General features: G+C 56.8%; 10 protein-coding genes. 6 read left to right on the top strand and 4 right to left on the bottom strand.

Translation table 11 applies throughout. The features are described from left to right. Positions 1-260 precede the first annotated feature (260 nt). The 3 genes from ACVKSX_RS17670 to ACVKSX_RS17660 all read left to right on the top strand — a co-directional run bounded on the left by ACVKSX_RS17670 (position 261) and on the right by ACVKSX_RS17660 (position 3012). Positions 261-629 (top strand): helix-turn-helix domain-containing protein, encoded by a 369-nt coding sequence (locus ACVKSX_RS17670; protein ID WP_009092546.1) that lies wholly within the window; start codon positions 261-263, stop codon positions 627-629. 170 nt (positions 630-799) lie between these two features. Continuing rightward, a complete protein-coding gene (locus tag ACVKSX_RS17665; RefSeq protein WP_010252069.1) occupies positions 800-1696 on the top strand; it encodes a LysR family transcriptional regulator in 897 nt (298 codons plus the stop codon). A gap of 110 nt (positions 1697-1806) precedes the next feature. Then, on the top strand, positions 1807-3012 hold the full coding sequence (locus ACVKSX_RS17660) for an MFS transporter (RefSeq protein WP_010252067.1): 1206 nt from the start codon (positions 1807-1809) through the stop codon (positions 3010-3012). Positions 3013-3067: 55 nt separating this feature from the next. Here the strand turns inward: ACVKSX_RS17660 and ACVKSX_RS17655 are convergent, their stop codons facing one another. Then, on the bottom strand, positions 3068-5458 hold the full coding sequence (locus ACVKSX_RS17655; protein WP_010252065.1) for a glucose/quinate/shikimate family membrane-bound PQQ-dependent dehydrogenase: 2391 nt from the start codon (positions 5456-5458) through the stop codon (positions 3068-3070). 275 nt (positions 5459-5733) lie between these two features. Then, on the bottom strand, positions 5734-6333 hold the full coding sequence (locus tag ACVKSX_RS17650) for a hypothetical protein (protein WP_064690593.1): 600 nt from the start codon (positions 6331-6333) through the stop codon (positions 5734-5736). 400 nt (positions 6334-6733) lie between these two features. Here ACVKSX_RS17650 and ACVKSX_RS17645 point away from each other — a divergent pair, with 400 nt between their 5' ends. Continuing rightward, entirely contained in the window at positions 6734-7975 is a 1242-nt protein-coding gene (locus tag ACVKSX_RS17645) for an MFS transporter (protein WP_354439266.1), read from the top strand. Positions 7976-8298: 323 nt separating this feature from the next. Here the strand turns inward: ACVKSX_RS17645 and ACVKSX_RS17640 are convergent, their stop codons facing one another. Together ACVKSX_RS17640 and ACVKSX_RS17635 are read right to left on the bottom strand one after the other, a co-directional pair. Beyond that, positions 8299-8508, bottom strand: coding sequence for a hypothetical protein (locus ACVKSX_RS17640; RefSeq protein WP_124889615.1), 210 nt, complete (start codon positions 8506-8508; stop codon positions 8299-8301). 205 nt (positions 8509-8713) lie between these two features. Then, positions 8714-9871, bottom strand: coding sequence for a Gfo/Idh/MocA family protein (locus ACVKSX_RS17635; RefSeq protein ID WP_010252054.1), 1158 nt, complete (start codon positions 9869-9871; stop codon positions 8714-8716). A 270-nt stretch (positions 9872-10141) separates the two neighbouring features. On the opposite strand from ACVKSX_RS17635, the gene ACVKSX_RS17630 reads away from it, so the two are divergent. Together ACVKSX_RS17630 and ACVKSX_RS17625 are read left to right on the top strand one after the other, a co-directional pair. Continuing rightward, positions 10142-11026, top strand: a complete 885-nt coding sequence (locus ACVKSX_RS17630) for a BadF/BadG/BcrA/BcrD ATPase family protein (protein WP_354439264.1) — start codon at positions 10142-10144, stop codon at positions 11024-11026. Between the two features lie 40 nt (positions 11027-11066). Next, positions 11067-12185 carry an ROK family transcriptional regulator gene (locus ACVKSX_RS17625; protein ID WP_010252050.1) on the top strand — a complete coding sequence of 373 codons (1119 nt, stop codon included), beginning with the start codon at positions 11067-11069 and terminating at the stop codon, positions 12183-12185. Positions 12186-12233 lie beyond the last annotated feature (48 nt).

The following is a 12233-nucleotide window of genomic DNA, read 5'->3' as shown; positions in this document are numbered from 1 at the left end:
GTGGCGGCGTTGGCTGCTTTTGCTCACCCCAGTCACTGACTGATGTCAGTGACTGGGGACTCGCGCATTTGCCGCCTTGCCACAGCACGGATTATTTTGGCGGACTTCTGCCGTCATACTTCACACTAAAGCCCCGCTGGCCGCGCGATCCCGCTTCCGTTTCAGCCGTTGCTAATTCTGCGCTAATTTTCTGCTAATTAAGGGATAAATTTTAGCGGGTAGAGTGGCTCCACTGCACATCAGCATCAACAGGAGGAACCATGAATCAGCGCGAGTTTATTCGGAGTTTGCTGGACTGGATTGAGAACAACTTAGGACACGATCTGCATCTGGATGAGGTGGCGCGCCGCTCGGGCTATTCGCGCTGGCATCTGCAACGGCTGTTTCGCCAGCATACCGGCTTTTCACTGGCAGAATATATCCGTCAGCGCCGTTTAACCGAGTCTGCGCTCACGTTGCTGAGCAGCAACGAAGCGATACTGCAGGTGGCGATGAACTATGGCTTTGATACCCAGCAGGCCTATACCCGCACGTTTAAAAACTACTTTATGGTGACGCCTGGCCAGTTGCGCCGTCAGCGTCGCGTCGAGCCGGATCGGCTGCTATTCCCTCTGGCGATGGCCAGCTGATGCCTGATAAGACCTTCCCGTCACAGCCTGCGGACGGGAAGGTCGGCCCGCGCTTTGCGCTTCTCTCCACTTGTTCTTCGCCTCGCCTTTTTTTACCCATCAGCCACAGTGACCCCGCCCGAACGTGTTAGTTTGTTGCCAGCATCCCTTTACTGTCGGAGTCGGGAAACATGGAAAACGGCGCGAATTTAACCGCCATGTTGGTATTTGCACGGGTTGTGGAATTACAGAGTTTCAGTGAGGCGGCACGCGCACTCGGCTTGTCCAAATCCCATGTCAGCCGGGAGATCGCCCGTCTGGAGCTGCGGCTCGGTATCCGGCTGCTGCAACGCACCACCCGGCGGCTGGCGCTGACCGAGCTGGGCCAGGCGTACTATCCCTACTGTGTGCGGATGCTGGCCGAAGTGCAGCGCGCCGAAGCCTTTGTACAGCAGGTGCATCAGCAGCCCGCCGGCCATGTCAGGCTGCAGGCACCCGTCACGTTCGGCTGCCAGTGCGTAGTCCCTGTTCTTAATCGCTTTCTGCGTCGGCATCTGCATATCAATGTCGATCTTGATCTGACCGATCGCAGTCACGATCGGCTGGATGATCAGGCGGATCTGGCGATTGTGATCCGATCCCGATCGCCACAGCAGGGCAATTTTCGGGTACTGAGCGAAATCGAGTGGGGGCTCTATGCCGCGCCTGCCTACCTGGCGCAGCGACCCGCCATCACGCATCCTGAGATGCTGCCACGGCACGACCTGCTGCTGTTTCATGGTCCGGCGCACACCGCCGCACTGCCGTTCCGCCGTGATAAACAGCGGCTGGCACTGGATGTACGCAGCCGTTTTCGCGCCAATAACAGTATGGCGCTGCTCAATGCGGCACTGGCAGGGAGCGGCATCGCCTATCTGCCCTCCTACATGGCCCAGGAGGCGATGGCGCGCGGGGATATTCAGCAACTGCTGCCGGAGTGGCAGATGGATCGTCTGCAAAGTTATCTGCTGCTGCACGACACGCCTGAACCGGCGTCGCCCGTAACGCTGCTGTGCGATGCCCTGGTTGCGGCGCTGAATACAGGCTGATTGTTGCCTGCTGACAACAATCAGCGCCACAGAGTAACTATCCCGCCGCGACTGTTGTTACTCCGCTACGCCGGTTAGCCTGTATCCCTGTTCACTCACCGGATATCATCATGCAACAGTCACCCGAAACTGCAGAGTTTCAGCACTGGCGACGTAACTTAGGGGTCTGCGTCGTCGGCTCCTTTACCACTATCGTGGCGATGACGCTGCTGCTGCCGTTCCTGCCGCTCTATGTGCAGCAACTCGGCGTTGAGCAGCCTGCCGCTATCGCCCGCTGGTCCGGCCTTGCCTACGGCGCGACCTTTTTCAGCGCCGCACTGACTGCGCCGTTGTGGGGCAGGCTGGCTGACCGCTATGGTCGTAAGCTGATGCTGATTCGGGCCAGTCTCGGGATGGCGATTGCGATGTCGCTGATTGGCATGGCGACCGCGCCGTGGCAACTGGTGGCGCTGCGCCTGCTGGCGGGGCTGCTGGGCGGCTACGCATCGGGATCGACCATTCTGGTGGCGGCACAAACGCCGAAAGCGCAGACTGGCTGGGCGCTGGGGGTGTTGTCTTCCGGCATTATGGCCGGCAACGTGGTCGGACCGCTGCTGGGCGGTGTGCTACCGCCACTGATCGGGATTCGTCAGACTTTCTGGCTGACCGGCGCCGTGATTTTTCTCGCCTTCCTCGCCACTACCTTTTTACTCAAAGAGCAGCCACGTGCTCCCGCGACATCGCGCGCCAGCCAGCAACCGCATCCTGAAGCCGGGCCGGTTAATCACAGCCTGATACGGCTGATGTGGCTCTCTGGCATGTTGCTGATCTTCGCCAGCATGTCGATTGAGCCGATTATTACGCTTTACGTGGGCGAGTTTGTGCAGGGCGACCACCAGATCACCCTGATAGCCGGACTGGTGATGTCCGCGGCGGCGCTGGGCACGGTCCTGGCGGCACCACGACTGGGTCGGCTGGCCGATCGGGTAGGGCACTGGCGGGTGCTGACCGGCGGTTTAGTCGTTAGCGGGCTGCTGCTGATACCCCAGGCATTTATCACGGCGGCCTGGCAACTGGTGCTGCTGCGTTTTCTGATGGGGATGGCGCTGGGCGGGTTGATGCCGTGCATCACGGCGATTATTCGTCATAACGTGCCGGGCTCACAGGTTGGGCGGATGCTGGGATATTCGACATCGGCACAATATATCGGCCAGGTCAGCGGGCCGCTGTTCGGTGGGCTGGTGGGCGGTGCATTCGGGATGCGGCCGGTGTTTCTGGCAACCTGCGTGGTGATGCTGTTTTGCGCCTGGCTCAACTGGCGTGGGATGAAAAAGTAGCGCGATCAAAAAAGGCGGACCGGAGTCCGCCTTAGTTTATTCACAGCTGCGTGAATTACTTCTGGTCTGGCAGCGCGTAGGCAATGACATAATCGCCCAGCCTGGTACCAAACGAGCCGTGACCCCCTGCCGCGATGACAACGTACTGCTTGCCATCCACTTCATAGGTCATTGGTGTCGCCTGGCCGCCTGCTGGCAGACGTGCCTGCCATAACAGTTCGCCGGTATCAGTGCTGAAAGCACGCAGGTAGTTATCTGCAGTCGCACCAATGAAGAACACCTTACCTGCGGTGGTGATAGGACCACCCAGCATCGGCATACCCATTTTGAACGGCAGCGGAACCGGTGCGCTATCGCGAACGGTACCGATACGCTGTTTCCACACCACGTTGTTGGTCTTCAGATCCACCGCGGAGATGTAACCCCAGGCAGGCTGTTTGCATGGCAGACCAAACGGTGACAGGAACGGGTTCAGCTCGACGCCATACGGCACGCCATACTGAGGCTGAATACCGGTTTCGGTACCTGAACCACCTTCAGCGCCTTTCGGCGGCTCAATCGGGTTGCCTGGGCCACGTGGAATCAGCTTAGAGACAAACGGCAGCGCCATTGGGTTAGCAATCGCGATCTGACGATGAGGATCGACTGCGATGCCGCCCCATTCGAACATACCGAGGTTACCCGGGAACACCAGCGTACCCTGCTCAGATGGCGGGGTGAACGGACCTTCATAGCGCAGGCGCTTGAAGATCACGCGGCACACCAGCTGGTCAAACATCGTTGCGCCCCACATATCCTTGTCCGTGAGATTCTGTTTCGGACGGAAGGTCAGCTCAGAGTAGGGCTGAGTGGCGGCAACGTGATCGCCTTTAGCAGCACCCTGTGGCACTGGCGTTTCTGGCGCAGGCACGACTGGCTTGCCGGTACGGCGATCCAGTACAAAGATGTTGCCGGTTTTCGCTGGCGCGTAGACAACCGGTACGGTGTTGCCATCTTTGTCGGTGATGTCAGCCAGCGTAGGCTGCGACGGCAGGTCCATATCCCACAGATCGTGATGCACAGTCTGATAAGACCAGACCAGCTTACCGGTGGTGGCGTTCAGGGCCAGCACGCTGCTCGCATAACGCTCCTGCTCTGGTGTGCGGTTACCGCCCCAGATATCCGGTGTGCTCACGCCCATCGGCAGGTAAACGGTATCCAGTTTCGGATCGTAAACTGCCGGTGCCCATGAGTTCGGAGAGTTCATGGTGAAGGTGTGTTCATCAGCCGGAATGGCATTAGGATCTTTTGCGCCTGGATCAAACACCCACAGCAGTTTGCCGGTATTCACATCAAAGCCACGAATCACGCCTGACGGCTCGCGGGTTGAGTAGTTATCGGTAACCGCACCCGCCATCACGATGGTGGTGTTAGTAATCACCGGCGGTGAGGTCGGCTCATACTGACCCGCAGTGGTGACAGGCTGTTTGTGTTGCAGATCCAGCTCGCCGTTGACGCCAAATGCCGGGCAGCGTTCGCCGGTCTCTGCGTCCAGTGCAAACAGACGACCATCGTTGACCGGCAGATAGATACGACGTGAACACAGCGCAGGCTGAGTGTTCGCTGCATCGGCGGCTGCCGGCACTTCGTGGTAAGAAACACCGCGACAGGTCACGTGCTGGAAGGTCGGGTTGACCTTCATGCCCGGATCAAATTTCCACTTCTGCTTACCGGTGGCCGCATCCAGTGCAAACAGGATCTGGTGTGGCGAACAGAGATAAAGCGTGTCGCGGATTTTAATCGGCGTGACTTCGTCGGTAATTTCACCCGGATCGTTAGGGGTTTTCATGTCGCCAGTCTGGAACTGCCAGGCAACCTGCAACTCTTTCACGTTCTGATGATTAATCTGCTTCAGCGGAGAGAAACGGGTTCCCTGCTGATCACGCGCATAAGCGGGCCAGTCAGCGTCCGGGATGTTGCTCAGCGGCGCAGCCTGCGGGGCGTTGTCAGCGGTTTCTGGTACTGACCCGTTGATGACCTGCGGATCGTTGAATACCGCATAGGCCAGCACAATGGCACTGGCAATCAGCGCCACAGCCATGGTACCCAGCGCGGCTTTGCTGCCCGCGTTGAAGCTGCGATAAACAAACGGCAGGATCAGCCAGACACCGAAGATCACCAGCACATCGGTGCGTGGTGCCAGTGCCCAGAAGTCGGTGCCCACTTCCCATACACCCCAGATTAGGGTGCCGATCAGCAGCAGCGCATAAAGAACCAGCGCAGTGCTTTTACGACGGGAAAGCAGATAAGCGGTGATAAGCATCACCACACCGCCAAAAACGTAATACCAGGAACCACCAATGGCGGCTAACCAGCCACCGCCAATCAGCATAAACGCGCCCGTCAGCACTGCGAACAGCACCGTCAGGAAACGAATTACGCCAAAAGATGAGGAGTTTTTCCCCATAATATCGACCTCGTTTCGTTGCCATAAAACACACGAAAACAACCAGATAGGCTGTTTCCAGTTATCAAGTACAAATGATTAGGGTGTTCTGAAGTATCTCTTCCGTTAAGACAGACGATCCCTTTGTGTTAAATGTTATAGCAAAATCAGATCGAGGTTTGATTTTTTTGGCTTAAACCGCTTAACAACTGGAATAAAACGACATTTTATGGGGGATTAAAGGACGTTAAGCGCACCGCCGTGTGCCCTTAACGCCGGAAGGCAGGATTTGTGAATCAGCAGCTAATAAGATCGCCGTCCGAGCGTTGCTGTTGCCAGCCGCTGATATTTATCTCAGCAAACTGCTCAGCGGTTAAGGGCGGCGTATGACTTCGTACGATTACCTCTGCCCCTTTTTCACGAAACGTCGCCATAAAAAAGGGAAAGGTAAACTTCTCATAATTATCATTAAAGAAAGATTCGGTTAAAACAATTCCTGAAAAAGGAAATGATTCCAGCAGTCGCCAGTCTGCACCCAGTGGCGCAAAATCATAAAGCCAGAAATCAAATTTCTTTGTTAATTCAAGCAGTGACGTACTGTGTGCTGCCAGACTGGAATAATTAATTCCAATCCGGACACGCGCATTTTGTAAATGCGTATAGGCATCCGGAACCGCGATCATTCCCCGTAATCGAATATCTTCCACCGGCACAACCATTAATGCTGCTTCAGTAGCAATTTGATTGTGTAATGAAATAATGTTGTTTGTATTAAGTATATTGCCGCTATCCTGGTTTTGCTGAAGATAAGGCACGCTATAGCAAATGCCAGTGACATTACGCTTAACGTGATGGATTGGTTCAGTAACATAAGGGTTATATAAACTGTTTTTCATTATCTCTATGAAATTCAATAGAAAGGATTTGTTGTTAATTAAGCATATAAAAAGTCGCATTTTTCTAAACGCGTGAATAAATATAGATCACATGCTTAATCCAAATCATCCTTTTGTTGCCTGAGAAAGTAAATAAACCTGTTAGCAAAGAAACGATAATTCCTTTGGCGTCTGATGATGTGCTGGAATATATTCAATAGTCGGGACCAATAGGCTGGTAATAATCATGAGGGGTCTGACGCGCCTCGGCCGGACAGGGACGCTGCTTATCGCGCAGGGAGGCAGAGCTGGAGCCGCAGGCCTTCTGCTCGCATCCGGTCTGCTATCGTGAAGCCGACAATCACCACACCAATAACACCGCGCAACGACGCGGGTTTCCTCACCTGATTTGGGATAAGACATGGGATTTATGGCATCGGCAGCGGAAGAGTCGCTGTGGCGACATCGGACATTTGTCGCCTTCTGGGTGGCGCGTACCTGCTCATCATTTGGTTTTCAGATGTTCTCGGTCGCAATCAGCTGGCAGATCTATGCGCTGACCAACAGCGCAATGGCGTTAGGGATGATTGGCTTAATGCAGTTTCTGCCGTCGGTGTTGCTGGCGCTGCCAGCGGGTCATCTGGCGGATCAATATGACCGGCGGCGGATCGTGCTGTTGGGTCAGTTGGTGGAATTTGCCGCACTGCTGGCATTAGTGGTGCTTACCTTATTCCATACCCCCGATAAGACCGCGTTGTGGGGGCTGGTGTTTATGATTGCGGTGGCGAAAGCGCTGGAGTGGCCTGCGATGTCTTCGATGCTGCCGTCGCTGGTGCCGCCTTCAATTCTGGCGCGTGCGATGGCGATGAACTCCGTGGGCGGTCAGGCAGCGGTTATCGTTGGGCCGACGATTGGCGGGCTGCTTTATGTCGCCGGGCCGCATGTGGTGTATGGCGCTTCCGGGCTATTTTATCTGGTTTCGCTGGCGCTGGTGAGTCTGTTGCGTTATGAACGCCCGGTGCAGGCTCGTCTGCCGATGAATATGAAGAATCTTTTTGCCGGGATTCACTTTATCCGTGAGCGCAAAGATGTGCTTGGGGTAATTTCGCTCGATCTGTTTGCGGTGCTTTTGGGCGGGGCAACGGCGCTGCTGCCGATTTTTGCCAAAGATATTCTGCATACCGGACCGTGGGGGTTGGGGATGTTGCGCGGCGCGCCGTCGGTGGGAGCATTGCTGGTGGGCATCTGGCTGAGCCGTCACAAGCTGGAGAAGCATGTCGGGATGATTATGTTTGGCTCGGTGGCGGGCTTTGGCGTTGCGACGCTGGTGTTCGCGCTTTCCACGCAGTTATGGCTGTCGCTGGTGGCGCTCTGTGCATTGGGTGGCTTTGATATGGTGAGTATGGTGATCCGGGGTGCGCTGGTGCAGCTGGATACGCCGGATACCATGCGCGGTCGGGTGAATGCGGTTAACGCGATTTTCATTAATACGTCGAATCAGCTGGGCGAGTTTGAGTCGGGGTTGCTGGCGGCCTGGATGGGTGCGGCACCGGCGGCGGCGATTGGCGGCATCGGTACGCTGGTGGTGGTGGCGCTGTGGATGAAGTTGTTTCCGCATCTGCGACGGCGTCAGAAGCTGGAGAATGAGGTGGATCCGGTTTGAACAACCGATGCTGGTAAGGCAGATGCGGTTGTAGAATTGTGTGCAGGTTCAGGGAGCATGAGCCTTGCGCAAAAACGCAAAAGCGCCATCCATTCGCTGTGAGTATGTAAGTTGCCTCTGACTGAAACGCAAACCGGACGAACGCAAAGCTCCGTGACGCCTTTCAAAACGTTCCTGATTTACACGAAAACGCGTTCCTTGCTATAACTTATCTCTCATCGGCAGGCCTGTGGCCTCCTCAGTCAGCTTAAGCGCTTATAGAGGGTACCGTTATGAATCAGACTCACTCCATTCCGGAAATTTATAATCCTGATGTGCCGTATTCAGTAAAGTGCGAGATCGTGGCGCAGCTGTGCCGGGCGCTGGCTTCCCATAAAAACATCCCGGTTAGCGCCCTGAGAAAATATCTTCTGGAAAAAACTCACGTTGATTTCGAAAATCTGGAGGATAACCCGGTAGGAATGCTGCTGCTGTATGAGTATCTTCACTGCCAGCGCCCCTCGGTCTGCGCCCGGAATGAAAAAAACCTTCATTAAGAGCTGCCTTCAGCTTAATCAAATACGCCTTCGGAGAAGAGGGCTGGAGAGGGGGCGGTTGAGTTGTCGCTGGCAACGGTTTCCCGAGCCAGCTCAACCTCAATATTGTCACTGGCCCGAAGGCCAGTACAGGAAGTTACCAGTCATACTGCCATTAAAATCCTGGGGTCAGAGGGGGAGGCCGACCCGCAGGCTGGGGCCATCAGGCCCCGGTTTTTCCCAGGTTGGCGTCAAATGTTAGCCAGCTTTCACGCATGTCCACTACGCTGCGGGTTTTACGAGCCTCATCGATTTTAATTGCCGTGAGGCCCGCTTCCAGCGCGTCCACTACTGAAACTTTCAGCGGTGTTCCCTGTTTAATATGTTTAACGATCTCTTCAGCCATCAACGCATCTGCGCCGTAATGGCCATCATACGCATTGCCGCTGTAGGCGGTATCGACCTCTTTCTCGCCGCTGCGCGCGTTGTGTACGCGGAAGTAGTTGCGCACGAAGTCGCCTTCCGCCATGCCGTCGGTGCCCATGACACAGAAACGGCGGAACTCATCCGGCACATTCAGATTGGCGTGGAAGGCCAGCGTCGCGCCGCCTTCGTACTCAATCAGGGCAGTCTGGTAGTCGACAATATCGGCATCGCTGTCGAACACCGCATCGGTGCTCGACCAGCCGCTGGGCTTCACGTGATAAAGTTCTGAGTCAGCGGTGATAGCTCCCTGCGGCGCATGAGCGGGAGTAAAGGATTTCCGGCCACCAAAGCTGGCGACGCGGATCGGGCGCTCCTGCAACAGCCCCTGATAGAGATCGATGTCGTGACAGCATTTTTCCAGAATGTACGGACCGGCATATTTCTCCAGACGGCGCCAGTCGCGCTGAAAGAATGCGCCGTGATAAGGCTTGATATGTTCTGTCGCCTCAATCGAGGTGATCTCACCCAACTGACCCGCATCGCGTGCCGCCAGCAGATCGTGATAGAGCGGGGAATAGCGCAGTACCAGGCCGACCAGAATGCGCGCTTCGCCATACTGACGTACCAGCTTCGCCATCTCCATGGTCTGCTCTTCATTGATCACCACCGGCTTTTCGGTAAACACCGTGTAACCCGCTGCCAGCGCCTGACCCACATGCTCCAGATGCAGAAAGTTGGGAGAGCCAACCAGCACGACATCCATTCCGCCATGTTCCAGCAGAGCATCGATTGACGCAAAGGCCTGGCCGGGCGCGATACCAAAGCTGTGCAGATTAGGCAGTCCGGCGGGTGCCGGATCGTAATAACCCACTACCGAAAAGGCGTCGTCGGCTTTGCTGAACTCTTTGATCACGTGGGACAGTCGAAAGCCGAGACCGATAATGCCTACTTTCATGTTAAACCCCTGCTCCTGAAATCGCATGATGCATAGCCCGCCTGTGATCGGGCGCGCCTGTTGATAATCTGACCACCAACTTATTACGACAGAAAAACTAATGTCAATAACGCACTGCGCGTTTTGCGAGGGGCTTTTTGTTATGATGGTGTAAAATAAGAAGAAAATTCAGATATGATTTTGCTATATTTATTTGTTATTGCGATTTAAGTTTTTTTATCCTATCGTTCGCTCATTATGGCTATAACCCTTAATCAGGGAAGGAAGCGCGTGCAACCACACTATCTTCTGGGCATTGATGGCGGCGGTACACAGTGTCGCGCGCGGTTAACCGACCTGCAGGGTCGCATCCTGGCTGAAGCCACCGGCGGGCCTGCCAACGTCTGGTCAGACTATGACGCGGCACTGACCTGCGTCGGGCAGCTGATCGAACGGGTATTGTCACAGGCGGGATTAGCCCCGGAGGCGCTGACGCAAACCGCGCTGGTGGCCGGATTAGCCGGTGCGAACGTCACCTCGGTACAGGCGCGGCTCGCCAGCTGGCAACCTGCCTGCGCGGCGTTACAGGTGGTCAGCGATGTGGAGATCGCCTGTGCGGGCGCCCATGGCGGCGCACCTGGCGCCGTCTTTATTATCGGCACCGGCAGTCAGGGAGCCGCGTGGGATGGCGAACAGTTTACGCTGCTTGGCGGCTGGGGCTTTGCCTTGTCTGACCAGGGATCGGGCGCTGAGCTGGGCCGTCGTGCGCTGCGGCTGGCGCTGCTGGCCCATGAAGCGATTATTACCCCGAGCGCTCTTACCCGGCAGCTGATGGCGCAGTTCGACCACGGCCCGGAAACCATGCTGCTCTGGACGCGCTCAGCGACGCCTGCAGACTGGGCTCGCGTGGTGCCACAGATTTTTGCGGCCGCCGACGCGGGCGATGGTCATGCACAGGATCTGCTGCATCAGACCGCAGCCGATATCGGCCTGATGGTCCGCCGTCTGACTGCCCTGAGCAGCGGACCCGTGGCGCTGATGGGGGGACTGGCCACGCCGATTCAGCGCTGGCTGGATGACGATATTCAGACCCTGCTGGTGACGCCGCAGGGCGATGCCCTGAGCGGGGCGCTGATACTGGCGCAGCAGCTGACGCCTGCCCGATTACCGATCTGAAGCTGGCTGAGCATCCTCAGCCGGATAACCCGAGGAATTTATGACCGCTCCCAACGTAACCGCGCGCATTCTGCGGTTGATTGTTGAAAATGCGCCGATCAGCCAGTCAGACCTGAAAGTTCGTAGCGGACTGAGCATGTCGACCGTGTCGCAGGCGACTAATCGCCTGCTGGCGCAGGAAATCGTGCAGGAGCTGGGGCTGCGTCGCGTGTCGATGGGGCGGCCAAAAACGCTGCTTGGGCTCAATCCCGATCGCGCCAGCGTGATTGGCATTCAGCTCAATGCGGAACGCAACCTGATCGTCATGACCGATCTCAGCGGCAATCTGCTGGGCGAGCAGCAGATGCCGAAAGGCACGCTGACGCCGCGCCAGCTCGGCGATGCGCTGGCGAAATTCCTGCGCGGCGTTGAGGAGAAGCGGGTGGGCGCCATTGGCCTGGCCCTGTCGGGACTGGTCGATGCCGAAAACGGCTACTGTATCCGATCCAAAGTGCTCGACTGGGACAACGTCCCGATTGCGCGCCTGCTGGAAGAGCGTTTTTCGCTGCCGGTGTTTATCGAGAATGACGCCAACGCCATGGCAATGGCGGCGCTGGTGTTTGGTCAGCTCGGCAACGCGCAGTCGGCGGTGATCGCCACCTACGGCAAAGGGATCGGGGCGGGCATCATCCTGAATCGTCAGCTCTACCGCGGTCGTCACGGCAAGGCGGGGGAGATTGGCAACGGGCTGGTGGGCGACGGCTCACTGCGTCTGCTGGAAGATGTCGCCTCATCGCGCGCCATTCTGCAACGGCTTGCTGAGCAGGAACCGGTGGAAGGCCTCACGTTGCAGGCGCTGGATCAGCGGCCAACACCCGAGGTGCTGGCGGTGCTGGAAGAGGCAGGACGCGAGCTGGGAATTTCACTGGCGAACCTGTCGGTGGCTTACGATCCGGATGTGGTTTATCTGGCGATGGAGCCGCACATGGCGTCACGCATTCTGCTCGATCACATCACCCAGAGCTTCCAGGCCTACCGGCTTAAACTGACGCCGCACATGACGCCGCTGCAGTTCCTGACTGAGTCGAACCGCATGTGGGCGCTGGGCGCGGCGGGTTTTGCTGTCAACCGGCTGCTTGATCTGCTGGCGGCGCAGGCCGATGAAGAGCCGGTCACCTGAGTTATCCCTCGAATAAAAACGGGCGCCGCGGCGCCCGTTTTTGTTTCC

The sequence above is a fragment of the Pantoea sp. PvP021 genome, assembly GCF_054056055.1.
The sequence above is the reverse complement of the archived record's forward strand: the minus strand, read 5'-3'. Positions and strand labels throughout refer to the sequence as shown.

Excerpts from the sequence above, each read along its gene's own strand:
- ACVKSX_RS17665 (WP_010252069.1), top strand. The coding sequence starts at position 800 with ATGGAAAACGGCGCGAATTTAACCGCCATGTTGGTATTTGCACGGGTT.
- ACVKSX_RS17650 (WP_064690593.1), bottom strand. The coding sequence starts at position 6,333 with ATGAAAAACAGTTTATATAACCCTTATGTTACTGAACCAATCCATCAC.
- ACVKSX_RS17635 (WP_010252054.1), bottom strand. The coding sequence starts at position 9,871 with ATGAAAGTAGGCATTATCGGTCTCGGCTTTCGACTGTCCCACGTGATC.
- ACVKSX_RS17670 (WP_009092546.1), top strand. The coding sequence starts at position 261 with ATGAATCAGCGCGAGTTTATTCGGAGTTTGCTGGACTGGATTGAGAAC.
- ACVKSX_RS17645 (WP_354439266.1), top strand. The coding sequence starts at position 6,734 with ATGGGATTTATGGCATCGGCAGCGGAAGAGTCGCTGTGGCGACATCGG.
- ACVKSX_RS17660 (WP_010252067.1), top strand. The coding sequence starts at position 1,807 with ATGCAACAGTCACCCGAAACTGCAGAGTTTCAGCACTGGCGACGTAAC.
- ACVKSX_RS17625 (WP_010252050.1), top strand. The coding sequence starts at position 11,067 with ATGACCGCTCCCAACGTAACCGCGCGCATTCTGCGGTTGATTGTTGAA.
- ACVKSX_RS17640 (WP_124889615.1), bottom strand. The coding sequence starts at position 8,508 with ATGAAGGTTTTTTTCATTCCGGGCGCAGACCGAGGGGCGCTGGCAGTG.
- ACVKSX_RS17655 (WP_010252065.1), bottom strand. The coding sequence starts at position 5,458 with ATGGGGAAAAACTCCTCATCTTTTGGCGTAATTCGTTTCCTGACGGTG.